This window comes from Salipiger sp. H15, from assembly GCF_040409955.1.
Classification (GTDB): Bacteria; Pseudomonadota; Alphaproteobacteria; order Rhodobacterales; family Rhodobacteraceae; genus Salipiger.
In genome coordinates, this window is record NZ_CP123384.1 from 2,336,718 (window position 1) to 2,349,792 (window position 13,075).

General features: G+C 69.6%; 13 protein-coding genes. 8 read left to right on the forward strand and 5 right to left on the reverse strand.

Features of this window, described 5'->3' with window-relative positions:
• Positions 1-111: 111 nt before the first annotated feature.
• The 5 genes from PVT71_RS11335 to PVT71_RS11355 all read left to right on the forward strand — a co-directional run bounded on the left by PVT71_RS11335 (position 112) and on the right by PVT71_RS11355 (position 4,436).
• Positions 112-294: a NepR family anti-sigma factor gene (locus PVT71_RS11335; protein ID WP_353471892.1), complete on the forward strand. Its 183-nt coding sequence runs from the start codon at positions 112-114 to the stop codon at positions 292-294.
• Complete coding sequence (locus tag PVT71_RS11340) at positions 291-851, forward strand: RNA polymerase sigma factor (protein ID WP_353471893.1); 561 nt, start codon at positions 291-293, stop codon at positions 849-851. Before PVT71_RS11335 ends, PVT71_RS11340 begins: the two co-directional genes overlap by 4 nt.
• Before the next feature lie 114 nt (positions 852-965).
• On the forward strand, positions 966-2,756 hold the full coding sequence (locus tag PVT71_RS11345) for a sensor histidine kinase (protein ID WP_353471894.1): 1,791 nt from the start codon (positions 966-968) through the stop codon (positions 2,754-2,756).
• A complete protein-coding gene (locus PVT71_RS11350; RefSeq protein WP_353471895.1) occupies positions 2,740-3,717 on the forward strand; it encodes an amidoligase family protein in 978 nt (325 codons plus the stop codon). Before PVT71_RS11345 ends, PVT71_RS11350 begins: the two co-directional genes overlap by 17 nt.
• Entirely contained in the window at positions 3,705-4,436 is a 732-nt protein-coding gene (locus tag PVT71_RS11355) for a type 1 glutamine amidotransferase (protein WP_353471896.1), read from the forward strand. The genes PVT71_RS11350 and PVT71_RS11355 overlap by 13 nt, the downstream gene beginning before the upstream one ends.
• 12 nt (positions 4,437-4,448) lie before the next feature.
• Here the strand turns inward: PVT71_RS11355 and PVT71_RS11360 are convergent, their stop codons facing one another.
• Complete coding sequence (locus tag PVT71_RS11360) at positions 4,449-5,114, reverse strand: PRC-barrel domain-containing protein (protein ID WP_353471897.1); 666 nt, start codon at positions 5,112-5,114, stop codon at positions 4,449-4,451.
• 686 nt (positions 5,115-5,800) lie between these two features.
• Between PVT71_RS11360 and PVT71_RS11365 the strand changes: the two genes are divergently transcribed.
• Positions 5,801-7,327, forward strand: coding sequence for an aldehyde dehydrogenase (NADP(+)) (locus PVT71_RS11365; RefSeq protein ID WP_353471898.1), 1,527 nt, complete (start codon positions 5,801-5,803; stop codon positions 7,325-7,327).
• A 256-nt stretch (positions 7,328-7,583) separates the two neighbouring features.
• A complete protein-coding gene (der, locus tag PVT71_RS11370; RefSeq protein ID WP_353471899.1) occupies positions 7,584-9,062 on the forward strand; it encodes a ribosome biogenesis GTPase Der in 1,479 nt (492 codons plus the stop codon).
• 72 nt (positions 9,063-9,134) lie between these two features.
• Here the strand turns inward: der and PVT71_RS11375 are convergent, their stop codons facing one another.
• The 4 genes from PVT71_RS11375 to PVT71_RS11390 form a co-directional block, all read right to left on the reverse strand.
• Positions 9,135-9,557 (reverse strand): DoxX family protein, encoded by a 423-nt coding sequence (locus tag PVT71_RS11375; protein WP_353471900.1) that lies wholly within the window; start codon positions 9,555-9,557, stop codon positions 9,135-9,137.
• A 262-nt stretch (positions 9,558-9,819) separates the two neighbouring features.
• On the reverse strand, positions 9,820-10,521 hold the full coding sequence (locus PVT71_RS11380) for a hypothetical protein (RefSeq protein WP_353471901.1): 702 nt from the start codon (positions 10,519-10,521) through the stop codon (positions 9,820-9,822).
• 16 nt (positions 10,522-10,537) lie between these two features.
• A complete protein-coding gene (gene serS / locus PVT71_RS11385; protein ID WP_353471902.1) occupies positions 10,538-11,830 on the reverse strand; it encodes a serine--tRNA ligase in 1,293 nt (430 codons plus the stop codon).
• A 50-nt stretch (positions 11,831-11,880) separates the two neighbouring features.
• On the reverse strand, positions 11,881-12,582 hold the full coding sequence (locus tag PVT71_RS11390) for a serine protease (RefSeq protein WP_353471903.1): 702 nt from the start codon (positions 12,580-12,582) through the stop codon (positions 11,881-11,883).
• A 189-nt stretch (positions 12,583-12,771) separates the two neighbouring features.
• On the opposite strand from PVT71_RS11390, the gene yajC reads away from it, so the two are divergent.
• Positions 12,772-13,059 (forward strand): preprotein translocase subunit YajC, encoded by a 288-nt coding sequence (yajC, locus tag PVT71_RS11395; RefSeq protein WP_353471904.1) that lies wholly within the window; start codon positions 12,772-12,774, stop codon positions 13,057-13,059.
• Positions 13,060-13,075: the final 16 nt, after the last annotated feature.

Below are 13,075 nucleotides of genomic sequence, written 5' to 3' on the forward strand. Positions count from 1 at the left end.
TTTTTTCGCTTTTCTCGGGAACCAAACGCGGCACCTCGGCATTGGTTCCCCGATGCGACAAAGATAGATGCAGAATTTACGCACTGCAAAGGCAAGGATCTACTGGCAGCAATGGTACAATCGCGGCGGAATTCAAAAGAGTCAGAAGCCATCGACGAGAACCTTCGGCGTGTCTACCAGGACATGCTCGAAGAACAGGTTCCCGACCGCTTCCTCGACCTGATCGCGCAGCTGCGCGCCCAGGACGAGCAGGGCAGTGCAGGCGGAGACGACAAGGGCGGGGCAGGTGCATGAGTTCCGATCCCCGTGACGAGATCGTCACCCATCTTCCCGCCCTGCGGGCCTTTGCCTTCTCGCTGACGCGCAATTTCGCGCTGGCCGACGACATGGTTCAGGACACGCTCGTCAAGGCCTGGACCAAGATCAACACGTTCGAGCAGGGCACCAACATGCGCGCCTGGCTCTTCACCATCCTGCGCAACACCTATTACTCGAACCGCCGCAAGGCCGGGCGCGAGGTGTCCGACGCCGAGGGCGTGTTCACCGAGAGCCTGTCGGAGAAGCCGGCGCATGACGGCCGGTTGCAGATGAACGACTTCCGCCGGGCCTTCGTGCAGTTGACCGACGAACAGCGCGAGGCGCTGATCCTCGTCGGCGCGCAGGGCTTCTCCTACGAGGAGGCGGCCGAGACCTGCGGCGTCGCGGTGGGCACGATCAAGAGCCGGGTCAACCGGGCCCGCGCGCGGCTTGTCGAGCTTCTCGAGCTCGACGAGGATGACAAGCTCGAGATGACCGACCAGGCCACCATGGCGGTGGTGACGGGCGCGCGTCCGAGCGGCGCGCTGGGGTAGGGCCGGCACGGCCGAAGAGACGTCGGCGCCCCTCGGGGCGCCGTGAAGGAGCCGGGACACGGCAGGGCGCGGACCCTGCCGGTCCGGTGGGCGGGCAGAGCGGATAGAGGTGTCATGAAACCAGTCGCAGGCGTTTGGCGGCACAGGCCGACCGGACTGGCCGCCCGGATCATCCTGTTCCTGTCGCTGGCCCTCGTCCCGATCGGGGTGGTCGCCTATTTCCAGACAAGCAAGTTGGCGGAGGAAACCCGCCTGCGCTCGCAGCTGAGCCTCGTCGCGCTGACCGAGGCCGCCGCGCTCGGCGAGCGGGAGACGGTGCTGCGCGCGCAGGGCGGGGCGCAGGCCATCGGCGCGACGCTGGGCCAGAACATCGGCGATCCGCAGACATGCTCCGACCAGCTGGCCGGCTACCTCGGCGCCTCGCCGGGCTACAGCTTTGCCGGCATCATGACGCTCGATGGCGACGTCTCCTGCAATTCGCGCGGGGTCGAGATGAACGCGCGCGACTATCCGCGCCTGCTGCACATCGTCGACCAGCCCGGCGCGACCGCCTGGCTCAACACCTACGGGCCGATCAGCCAGCGCTCGGTCATCGTGGTGGCGCAACCCTATTTCGTCGGCGGCGAGCTTGCCGGCCACGTGCTGCTCTCGGTGCCCGCCGTGCTGCTGCCGCGCGGCCATGACGCGCCGGGGCCGAACGATTTCCACGACCTCATCACGATCAACGAGCAGGGCGAGATCCTGACCTCGCGCACCGACATCGACAAGGTCGCCAGCATCCTGCCCGCCGATCTCGACCTGCAGAGCCTCGTCGGCGCGAAGTCGCAGAGCTTCGCCGCCCGCAGCGTCGATGGCGAGACCCGCGTCTATGCCGCCGCGCCGCTGGTGCCCGGGATGATCCACGCCGTCGGCATCTGGAGCCGCGAGAACGCCGAGGCGCAGGCGATCAGCGTCAACGGCCTTGCCTTCGTGGCGGCGGCGCTGCCGTTCTTGATGTGGGCGGCCTCGGTGATCGTCGCCTTCCTCGCGGTGAACCGGCTGGTGATCCGCCACATCAAGCGCCTGTCGCGGCGGATGCGCGCCTTTGCCCTGTCGCGCCGGGTTCCGGCGCTGCGCGACGAGGCGATGCCGGCGGAACTGGCGGACATGGAGGACGATTTCCTCGACATGGCCGACGCGATCCTGCGCGACGAGGCGCAGCAGGAGAACGCGCTGCGCGAGAAGACCATCCTGCTGAAGGAGGTCCACCACCGGGTGAAGAACAACCTCCAGCTGATCTCCTCGATCATGAACATGCAGATCCGCCAGTCGCGCAGCGACGAGACCCGCGCCATCCTGCAGCGCCTGCAGGACCGGGTGCGCAGCCTCGCCACGATCCACCGAAACCTCTACCAGACCGAGGACCTCGGCCACGTCAACGCCGGGCACCTGCTGAAGGACCTCGTCGGGCAGATGGAACAGATGTCCGAGGTGAGCGGGCGGCGGGTCAACCTGACCATCGCCGCCGACGACATCGAGGCGGTGCCCGACCAGGCGGTGCCGCTGTCGCTGCTCACCGCCGAGGCGATGACCAACGCGATGAAATACGCGGGGCCCGGGCCCGACGGGGTGACCCGGGTCTCGATCCGCCTCGCGCGCCTGCCGGGCGGCCGCGCCGAGCTCGAGGTGATCAACTCGGCCCGCAACCAGGACGCGCCCGAGGCCTCGCCCGAGCAGCGCCAGCCCGGAGAGATCGCCGGGCTCGGCTCCAAGCTCATGCAGGCCTTCGCCACCCAGCTCGGCGGCCCGCTCGAGCAGGGCTGGACCGAGAACGGCGACTACCGCGTCAGCATCAGCTTCGCGCTGGTCGAGTTCACCCCCGACCCGACGATCCCGCAGGGCATGCCGAATGTCCCGGACTTCTGACCTCGCCAGCCCGCTGCCCCTGCCGCGCCCCGACACCGCCGAGGGCAGGCCGCGCCGCGTCGGGGTCGAGCTCGAATTCTCCGGCCTCACCGAGGCGCAGGTCGCACGCATCCTCGTGCGCCAGCTTGGCGGCTCCGCCCGCGAGGAGCGGCGCGGGCACTGGAAGGTCTCGGGCGGCGGCATGGGGGCCTTCGAGGTCTACCTCGACAGCCGCCCGCTCGAACGGCTCGAGCATGACGGGGTCGGCGGGCAGATCCGCGACCTTGCCCGCGCCGTGGTGCCGGTCGAGATCGTCTCGGACCCGCTCGAGGTCGCGCAGATCGCCGAGTTCGACCGCGCCATCGTCGCGCTGCGCGAGGCCGGGGCCGAGGGCACCGGCTCGGGCGTGCTTTCCGCCTTCGGCCTGCATTTCAACCCCGAGGTCGTCTCGACCGCCTATGCGGACGTGATGCCCGTGGTGACCGCCCATGCGCTGCTCGAGGATTACCTCAAGCGCATCGCCGGCACCGATTTTACCCGCCGCGTGATGACCTGGGTCGCCCCCTATCCGCGCGCGCTGGTCGACCGGCTGGCGGCCGAGGACCCGCCCGCCACGATGACCGAGCTCATCGACACCTATCTTTCGCTGGCGCCGTCGCGCAACCACGGGCTCGACATGCTCTGCCTCTTCGCGCTGATCGACGAGCCGCGCGTGGCGGCGGCGGTGGACATGGAGCTGGTCTCGCCCCGGCCGACCTTCCACTGGCGCCTGCCCGATTGCCGCATCGACGAGCCCGGCTGGACGCTGGCGCAGGAATGGAACCGCTGGGTGCTGGTCGAGACGGTGGCGGCGGACGAGGCGCTGCTGCAGAGCCTCTGTGCCGCCTGGCGCGACCACCGCGAGTCGCTCACCTCGATCCGCATGGACTGGTCGTTCCGGGTTGAGCACCTGCTGCAGGGGGCGGGCCTGTGCGACCCCTGATCGGCGTGACCGTGTCGCGCCGTTCGGGCTGGCGCGTCTTTCCCTTCATGGCCTTCGCCGTCTGGCTGGCCGGGGGCAGGGCGCTGCGCTGGCAGACCGGACGGCGCGAGGTCGATCTCGACGCGGTGCACGGCGTGGTCATCGGCGGCGGCGACGACATCCAGCCGGCGCTCTACGGCGGCGAGCTGACCCTTGACGTGCGGCTCGATCCCGCCCGCGACGCGCTCGAGCAGCGGGTGCTGCGCGGCGCCTTCGCGCGCAACCTGCCGATCCTCGGCATCTGCCGCGGCGCGCAGATGCTCAACGTGGTGCTGGGTGGGTCCCTCCACGGCGACGCCTACGCGGTGCACCCCTCGCGCCGTTTCCGCACCGTGCTGCCGCGCAAGAAGGTCGACGTGATCGCGGGGACGCTGCTCTCGCACACGGCGCGCGCGCCCTGCCTCAGGGTCAACGCGCTGCATTCGCAGGCGGTAGACCGGGTGGGCGAGGGGCTGCGCGTGGCCGGACGCGACGATGGCGGCATGGTGCAGGCGGTCGAGCGGCTGAGTGATCCTTTCGCCCTTGGCGTGCAGTGGCACCCCGAGTACCTCGTCTACCGCCGCGCCCACCGCCAGCTCTTCCGCGCGCTGGTGGCCGCCGCGCGAGCTAGGCGCGACGCCAGCTGCCAGCTCGACGCCGCCGAGGCAGAGGCCGCGCTCGGGCCTTTTGCTGACCGCTAGGGCCGGCCCGGATCAGGCGGCAACCATGTCCGCCACCCGCGGCGCGGCCTCGATCTGCGCCAGCGAGAGGTCCATCACGATATGCCCGCCATGGGCGTGATCGGCGTGGGTCTGCATCTCGAAGAGCGGCACCACCCGCCGCTCGTGGCCGAAGAAGCGGCCATTGTCGACGACGATATGGCTGAGCCGGTCGCGCGCGGCATCGTAGAGCAGGTCGCTGACGCTGCCCGCCTCGCCGTCGCGGGCAAAGACCGGCTTGCCGATCCAGTCGGCAAGGCTCTCGTAGCGCTCGAGCGCCGCCTGCCAGCGCGGGTCGGCCTCGGCCTCCGGGGCATCGGCGAGCGGCAGCGGCGCGTGCGGCGAGCCGAAGGGGCCGACCACCAGCGGCGGCATGGTCGCCATCAGCGCCAGCATGTCCTCGCGCCCGCCCTGCATGTGCGGCGCGCGCTGCAGTTCGTCCTCGCTGACGTGCAGCGGCAGGCTGCGCTCCCCCGCCTCGGGCAGGCCGAGCGACGAGGCGGCGACCAGCAACCGCTCGGCGGCGGCAAAGCCGGCGGGGGCGACGATGGCCCAGGCCAGTTTCCGCCCGTCCGGATCGAAGAGCAGGTCCTGCAGGACAAAGTCCCTCTCGCCCCCGGTGAGCCGCCAGGTGAGAAGGTCCGAGAGCGAGATGAGCATGATGCCGCCTTTCCTCTGCTTGCCCGAGATTAACACGGATCTGCGACATTCTGTTCCGGAACCGCCCCCGCGCTGCCGCGTTCCAGATGCAAGCACAGCAGGAGACAGCCATGACCATCGATATCTTTATCGTCGGGTTGGCCGCTCTCATCGTCATCGCGGTCCTGATCCTCGCCCTCACGGATGCGAAGGAGGACGACAGGAACTCGCGCTAGCCAGAGAGACCCGATCCGGCCGGTGCCGCGGGCCCAGACAAGACTCGTCCCGCGACCCGAGGCATGACCGGGGACGCGGCGCCCCGTCCGGGCGCTGCGTCCCGCGGATCATGGCCATCCTTCCCTTCCAACCGACCTCCCAATGATGCTGCAAGACTTCGTATCGCGTGCCGCGCGTCAGGCTGCGCCGAACTTACTCTTGCGATGCGCCCGTCGCACGGAGGCGGCAGGCATGGGCTGCGCGACCCCGATCCGCGCAGCAATGGCAACCGTCCTTCCGGACCGCGCTCTCGCAGGATCGCCTTCGCAAGGTCGGTACCGGCGCAGGCATCGACCCACGGCACCTCATCAGCCTTGCCGGGACCGGCTTGCGGCAAGCCGCGCTTGACGCCCCTCGGCCCGATGCTGGTATACCAAGTGCGATTCCAAGCGGAGCCCGATCCGGGCGACGACAGCCGAAAGGACATTTCGATGCTCGACAAATCCGTCTTCACCCCGCACGGCAAGCACCTGATCGCGGGCGAGTGGGTGGCCGGCGAGACCACATTCACCTCCGAGCCGGCGCACGGGCCGAGCCATGACTTCTCGGTCGGCACCCCGGCGCTGGTCGACGCGGCCTGCAAGGCCGCCGAGGAGGCCTTCTGGACCTATGGCTACACCACCCGCGCCGCCCGCGCCGAGTTCCTGAACGCCATCGCCGACGAGATCGAGGCCCGCGCCGAGGCGATCACCGAGATCGGCACGCAGGAGACCGGCCTGCCCGAGGCGCGGCTCCAGGGCGAGCGCGGCCGCACCACCGGCCAGCTGCGGCTCTTCGCCAGCCACATCCTCAAGGGCGACTACCTCGACCGCCGCCACGACGAGGCGCTGCCCGAGCGCAAGCCGCTGCCGCGCCCCGACATCAGGATGGTGATGCGCCCGATCGGCCCGGTCGCCGTGTTTGGCGCCTCGAACTTCCCGCTCGCCTTCTCCACCGCCGGCGGCGATACCGCCGCGGCGCTGGCCGCGGGCTGCCCGGTGGTCGTGAAGGGCCATGGCGCGCACCCCGGCACCGGCGAGATCGTCGCGGAAGCCATCCTCGCCGCCATCATCAAGTGCGGCATGCCCAAGGGCGTCTTCTCCCTCGTTCAGGGCGGCAAGCGCGACGTCGGCCAGGCGCTGGTGCAGCATCCGCTGATCAATGCGGTGGGCTTCACCGGCTCGCTCGGCGGCGGTCGTGCCCTGTTTGACCTCTGCGCGCAGCGCGAGGTGCCGATCCCCTTCTTCGGCGAGCTTGGCTCTGTCAACCCGATGTTCCTCCTTCCCGAGGCCGTGAAAGCGCGCGGCGCCGAGATCGGCACCGGCTGGGCCGGATCGCTCACCATGGGCGCCGGCCAGTTCTGCACCAACCCCGGCATCGCCGTGGTGGAGACGGGCCCCGAGGGCGACGCATTCGTCGCCGCCGCCGCCGAGGCGTTGAAGAGCGTGTCCGCCCAATGCATGCTCACCGACGGTATCGCGAAAGCGTATAAGGACGGTAAATCCCGCTTCGACGGGCGCAATGCCGTCAAGCCGGTGCTGACCACAGACAGCGAGGGGCGCAGCGCGCTGCCCAACCTCTTCGAGACGGATGCTGAGAATTACCTGCAGGATCATGCGCTTGGCGAGGAAGTCTTCGGCCCGCTCGGGCTCGTGGTGCGGGTCTCCGGCGCCGAGGAAATGCAGGAGCTCGCCAAGGGCTTCGAGGGCCAGCTGACCGCGACGATCCACATGGACGAAGGCGACACGGCCCTCGCACAGCGGCTGATGCCGGTGCTCGAGCGCAAGGCCGGCCGGGTGCTGGTCAACGGCTTCCCGACCGGGGTCGAGGTCTCCGAGGCGATGGTCCACGGCGGGCCTTACCCCGCGAGCACCAACTTCGGCGCCACCTCCGTGGGCACCCTCTCGATCCGCCGCTTCCTGCGCCCGGTCAGCTACCAGAACCTGCCGGACGCCCTGCTGCCGGACGATCTGAAGTAAGCCGCCAGGCCGAAACGCGCCCGCGCCGCCCCGACGGGTGGCGCGGGCGTTTGCGTTCGAATTTGCGTATTTGGAAAGAGAAGAAGACCAGGTCGCCGCGCCCCGTCTTCCATATGTTCCAAATATCCCGGGGGAGCCCGAAGGGCGGGGGCGGAGCCCCCATCCGCGCCCGCCGCACCGGAAGGGCCGATGATCCCTTTCTCCCGCCGACGCTTTGCGGTAAAGGCGGGGTTTGAATCCGCAAGAGGTGCGTGCCATGACATTCTCCCTCGCCATCGTCGGCCGCCCCAACGTTGGCAAGTCCACCCTGTTCAACCGCCTGGTCGGCAAGCGGCTGGCGCTGGTCGACGACCAGCCCGGCGTCACGCGCGACCTGCGCGAGGGCGAGGGCAAGCTGGGCGACCTGCGCTTCACCGTGATCGACACGGCCGGCCTCGAGGAGGCCACCGACGAGTCGCTGCAGGGCCGCATGCGCAAGCTGACCGAGCGCGCCGTGGACATGGCCGACGTCTGCCTCTTCATGATCGACGCCCGCGTCGGCGTGACCCCGACCGACGAGGTCTTCGCCGAGATCCTGCGCAAGCGTTCCGCCCACGTGATCCTCGCCGCCAACAAGGGCGAAGGCTCGGCCGCCGATGCCGGCGTGATCGAGGCCTACAGCCTCGGCCTCGGCGAGCCGATCCGGCTCTCAGCCGAGCATGGCGAGGGCCTGCCCGAGCTCTATTCCGCGCTGATGCCGCTGGCCGACGCCTTTGCCGAGCGCGCCGCCGAGGAAGCGCCCGAGACCGAGCTCGACCTCGAGGAGGAGGAGTTCGACGACGAGGACGGCGAGGGCAAGCTGGTCATGCCGACCGCGACCAAGCCGCTGCAGATCGCCGTGGTGGGCCGCCCGAACGCCGGCAAGTCGACGCTGATCAACAAGATCCTCGGCGAGGAGCGGCTGCTGACCGGCCCCGAGGCCGGGATCACCCGCGATGCCATCTCGGTCCGGATGGACTGGGAGGGCGTGCCGATGCGCATCTTCGACACCGCCGGCATGCGCAAGCGCGCCAAGGTGCAGGAAAAGCTCGAGAAACTCTCGGTTTCCGACGGTCTGCGCGCGGTGAAGTTCGCCGAGGTCGTGGTGGTGCTGCTCGACGCCGCCATCCCCTTCGAGCAGCAGGACCTGCGCATCGCCGACCTCGCCGAACGCGAGGGCCGCGCGGTGGTCGTCGCCGTCAACAAGTGGGACTTCGAGGAGCACAAGCAGGAGAAGCTGGCCGCGCTCAAGGAGGCCTTCGACCGGCTGCTGCCGCAGCTGCGCGGCGCGCCGCTGGTGACCGTCTCGGCCAAGACCGGGCGCGGGCTCGACCGGCTCAACGCCGCGATCATGAAGGCCTGGACCACCTGGAACCGCCGCGTCTCGACCGGCCAGCTGAACCGCTGGCTCGAGGGCATGGTCTCCTCGCACCCGCCGCCCGCGCCGCAGGGCCGCCGCATCAAGCTGCGCTACATGACCCAGGCCAAGACCCGCCCGCCGGGATTCGTCGTCATGTGCTCGCGGCCGCAGGACATGCCCGAGAGCTACACGCGCTACCTGGTGAACGGTCTGCGCGAGGCCTTCGACATGCCCGGCACGCCGATCCGCCTGACGCTGCGCGGGCAGGGCGACAAGAACCCCTACAAGGGCCGCCGGGAACGGAATGCTGGAGCGCTCAAGAAGCACCTCGGCAAGCTCCCGAAGCAGAAAGGCTGAGGCCCTCTTCGCGGGACATGAAAAGGCGCCGGGGCTTCCGCTCCGGCGCCTTTTCTTTTCGAGGGGAAGGTCTCAACCCCGGGTGACGGCCAGCAGCCCGCCGCCGAGAAGCGCCTGCACCAGCAGCGCGACGGCCCAGAAGGCTGGATATTCCCAGCCGCCGTTGGCGTTGGTGAACCAGAAGCCGTTCGGCCCGTGGGCGAGGATGGCGGCGCCGAGCAGCACGGGGATCAGCAGCAGCGACACGAGGCTGGTCTGGACGCCGAGGATCAGCGCAAGCCCGCCCAGCACCTCGGCGGCGATGGTGAGATAGGCGACGAAGCCCGGCACGCCGAGCGAGGCGAAATACTGCGCGGCACCCGCCGGGGTGAAGACGAAGACCTTCAGCCAGGCGTGGGCGAGGAACAGGGCGCCCAGCGTCACGCGCAGGATAAAGGCGGCGGTCTGGATGGAATTGGCCGAGCCGAAGCCCAGCGATTGCAGGATGTTGGTCATTGGGTCTCTCCGGTCCGGGCGCCGCACCGCGCGGCGCCCCGTGTGATGCGCCAGAGATAGCCCCAGAAGACTGTCGCGATAATGTGGGAAGTCATTGGAACATTTCCCACGCCATGTTCGGAATGGCGCGGGCAGGATATTGCGTATTTTCAAAAGAGAAGAAGCAGGGAACGGCGCTCCGCCCCTGCTTCTTCTCTTTTCAAATACGCCCGCCGGAGGCGGTCCGGCGGCGGCGCCGGGCGCGGCGCGGGTCTGGCGCGCCTTACTCCGTGTCGGTGCCGCGCAGCGCGAGGATCGCGAAGATGCCTGCGGCGGCGAGCCCCGCGACCGCGAAATTGAGCGGGCTTGCGTTGGCGACGATCACCCCGACCAGCGCCCAGATCACCGTGATGCCGTAGAGCGGCGCGCGGTGCAGCCGGTATTGCACGACCACCGAGATCGCCAGCGCCAGCGCCAGCGCGAGCAGGGCCGAGGGCGTCTCGGGCAGCAGGCCGTAGCCGGCAAGCAGGATGCCGATCGAGACGCAGGAAGCGGCGGTGAGCCAGCCCGCGTAGAGCGCGATCGGCGCGATCTGCCACCAGCGGTCCATGTCGCCGGTGCGGAAGAGGGCGACCAGCGCGGTGGCCAGCATCACCCAGATCATCGCGGTGGAGGCCAGCGGCGAGACCTGTGCGACCGGCAGCCAGAAGATGCCCACCGCGAGGCTGACCAGCAGCGGCTCGCGGTGCGACATCCAGTCGTAGTCGTCGGAGCGCCGGAACAGGCCGAAGCCGGTGCCGGCGACCAGCCAGATGTAGATCAGCCCCCAGATGGCGAAGGCATAGCCAGCCGGCTGCACCGGCGGGTCGATCTGCGGCACCGGAAAGGCGTCGGGCGCGAAGCCGTTGAATCCGGGAAAGACCAGCGGCGAGGCCGCGAACCCCAGCGCCGCGAGGAACAGCAGGAGCGGCCGGACCCAGATCATCTCGGACCCCGCCCCCTCAGACCAGCGTGCCGTCGGCGGCGATGCGGGTCTTGCCGCGCAGCCAGGGGTGCAGCGCCTCGGGCAGGACGACCGAGCCGTCCTCCTGCTGGCCGTTCTCGAGCACCGCGATCAGGCAGCGCCCGACGGCGAGGCCGGAGCCGTTCAGCGTGTGCAGGAACTCCGGCTTGCCGCCTTCCGACGGCTTGAAGCGGGCGTTCATCCGGCGCGCCTGGAAATCGCCGCAGACCGAGACCGAGCTGATCTCGCGGTACTGGTTCTGGCCGGGCAGCCAGACCTCGATGTCATGGGTGCGGCGCGCACCGAAGCCCATGTCGCCGGTGCAGAGCGCCACGGTGCGATAGGGCAGGCCGAGCTTCTCGAGGATGCCCTCGGCGCATCTGGTCATCCGGTCGAGCTCGTCGCGCGAGGTCTCGGGATGGGTGATCGAGACCATCTCGACCTTCTCGAACTGGTGCTGGCGCAGCATGCCGGCGGTGTCACGCCCGGCCGAGCCCGCCTCGGAGCGGAAGCACTGGGTGTGGGCGACGTAGCGGCGCGGCAGGCTGGCCTCGTCGACGGTCAGGCCGTTGACGATGTTGGTCAGCGTCACCTCGGCGGTCGGCACCAGCCACCAGCCCTCGCGGGTCTGGTAGCTGTCCTCGCCGAATTTCGGCAGCTGGCCGGTGCCCAGCATCATCTCCTCGCGCACCAGCACGGGGGTCCAGGTCTCGGACAGGCCGTTCTCCTCGACATGGGTGTCGAGCATGAACTGCGCCAGTGCGCGGTGGACGCGGGCGATGGCGCCGGTCAGCACCACGAAGCGCGCGCCCGAGAGCTTGGCGGCGGTCTCGAAATCCATGCCGGGGATCACGGCGGGCAGCTCGTAATGCTCCTTCGGCGCGAAGTCGAAGGACTTCGGCGTGCCCCAGCGGCGGATCTCGACGTTGTCGCTCTCGTCTTCGCCGTCCGGCGTGTCCTCGAACGGCAGGTTGGGGATGCCCATCAGCACGTCGGCAAGCTGCGCGTCGAGTTCCTTGGCGCGGGCCTGCATCTCGGCGACCTCGGCCTTCTTCTCGGCGACCAGCGCGCGCAGGCGCTCGAACTCGGCTTCGTCGCCGCTGGCCTTGGCCTTGCCCACGTCCTTCGATGCGGCGTTCTGCGCGGCCTGCGCGGTCTCGGCGGCGTGGATCGCGGCGCGGCGCTCCTCGTCGAGCGCGAGCAGGGGAGACGAGGCATTCTCCACACCCCGGCGCGAGAGCGCCGCGTCGAAGGCGGCGGGGTTTTCGCGAATGGCGCGGATGTCATGCATCGGTCTCGTCCTCTTTGTCTGCGACTCGCGCGGGTTATGCCCTGTTTCGCTCAGGGAGTGTAGGGGGAGCCGCGCGTAAGACGAGCCCTGAGCCACTCATCCACCGGCACGGCGAGGCTGGTTTGCGCATTCGTCGCGCTCACGACGCCGATGACCCGCCAGTCGCCGCCCTCGCGCACCAGCACCGGCCCGCCCGAGTTTCCGGGCCGCACCGGGCAGTCGAGGCGCAGCAGCGCATGGTCGCGCGCGCCGGTGCAGTCGAAGCGCGCCGAGAGCCGGTTGGGCCGCAGGTCATGGTAGCCGACGAGGGCGAAGGGCGGCGCGGGCGCGGCGCCGAGCGTAAGCGGTGGCACTTCGAGCGGGCGGGCGAGCGTGAGCAGGGCGACGTCGTGCTCGATGTCGAGCGTGTGGGTCCTGTAGGCGCCGGGGTGGACCTCGTAGGAGGCGACCTCGGAATGGTCGGCATAGTTGCCGCCGAACCAGCCGGCGACGAAATGCAGCCGTTCGGGCGCGACCGGATCGCCCTCTGGCCCGGCGACGCAATGCGCGGCGGTGAGCACGAGATCGGGGGCGATGAGCGTGCCCGAGCACATGCCGCGCCGGTTGTAGCCGCGGGTGTTGACCCGGCCGATGGCGTGCCAGGCGGCGTGATCCGCGGGCGGCAGCGGCGGCAGGTCGTCCGCCGCGGCGGGCAGGACGATCAGCAGCGCAAAGAGGCGGGGCAGATGCGCGGCGAGGCTTCGAAATGTCATGCCGTCCGACCTTTCCCTGCCAGGCGCAGGACAGTCTAGGGCGCGGGGCGGTGTGCGTCCACCGTGCCGCGGGAGGCGCATGCGGGCTGCCGCAGCGCCATCGCGCCTTGCATCGGCGGAGGATCGCACATAGGTTCCGGCCAAATTTTGCGGGGGGGAGCCCCCATAGACACAAAGAGGAGCCCGCCCATGGATGGCAGCGCAGTCGCCCAGTTCGTCCCCCTGATCCTGATCTTCGGCATCATGTACTTCCTGCTGATCCGTCCCCAGCAGAAGAAGGTCAAGGAGCACCAGAAGATGGTCGGCGCCCTGCGCCGCGGCGACCAGATCGTCACCCAGGGCGGTCTGATCGGCAAGGTCGTGAAGGTCAAGGAAGGCGGCGAGGTCGAGGTCGAGATCGCCGAGGGCGTCAAGGTCCGCGTGATCCAGAGCACCGTCGCGCAGGTCCTGTCGAAGACCGAGCCCGCCGAATCCTGATCCCAACGGGAAAGCG

What these genes read in the sequence shown, in the direction of transcription:
- PVT71_RS11335 (WP_353471892.1), top strand. Translation starts at nt 112, where the DNA reads ATGGTACAATCGCGGCGGAATTCAAAAGAGTCAGAAGCCATCGACGAG.
- PVT71_RS11340 (WP_353471893.1), top strand. Translation starts at nt 291, where the DNA reads ATGAGTTCCGATCCCCGTGACGAGATCGTCACCCATCTTCCCGCCCTG.
- PVT71_RS11345 (WP_353471894.1), top strand. Translation starts at nt 966, where the DNA reads ATGAAACCAGTCGCAGGCGTTTGGCGGCACAGGCCGACCGGACTGGCC.
- PVT71_RS11350 (WP_353471895.1), top strand. Translation starts at nt 2,740, where the DNA reads ATGTCCCGGACTTCTGACCTCGCCAGCCCGCTGCCCCTGCCGCGCCCC.
- PVT71_RS11360 (WP_353471897.1), bottom strand. Translation starts at nt 5,114, where the DNA reads ATGCTCATCTCGCTCTCGGACCTTCTCACCTGGCGGCTCACCGGGGGC.
- PVT71_RS11365 (WP_353471898.1), top strand. Translation starts at nt 5,801, where the DNA reads ATGCTCGACAAATCCGTCTTCACCCCGCACGGCAAGCACCTGATCGCG.
- der (WP_353471899.1), top strand. Translation starts at nt 7,584, where the DNA reads ATGACATTCTCCCTCGCCATCGTCGGCCGCCCCAACGTTGGCAAGTCC.
- PVT71_RS11375 (WP_353471900.1), bottom strand. Translation starts at nt 9,557, where the DNA reads ATGACCAACATCCTGCAATCGCTGGGCTTCGGCTCGGCCAATTCCATC.
- PVT71_RS11380 (WP_353471901.1), bottom strand. Translation starts at nt 10,521, where the DNA reads ATGATCTGGGTCCGGCCGCTCCTGCTGTTCCTCGCGGCGCTGGGGTTC.
- serS (WP_353471902.1), bottom strand. Translation starts at nt 11,830, where the DNA reads ATGCATGACATCCGCGCCATTCGCGAAAACCCCGCCGCCTTCGACGCG.
- PVT71_RS11390 (WP_353471903.1), bottom strand. Translation starts at nt 12,582, where the DNA reads ATGACATTTCGAAGCCTCGCCGCGCATCTGCCCCGCCTCTTTGCGCTG.
- yajC (WP_353471904.1), top strand. Translation starts at nt 12,772, where the DNA reads ATGGATGGCAGCGCAGTCGCCCAGTTCGTCCCCCTGATCCTGATCTTC.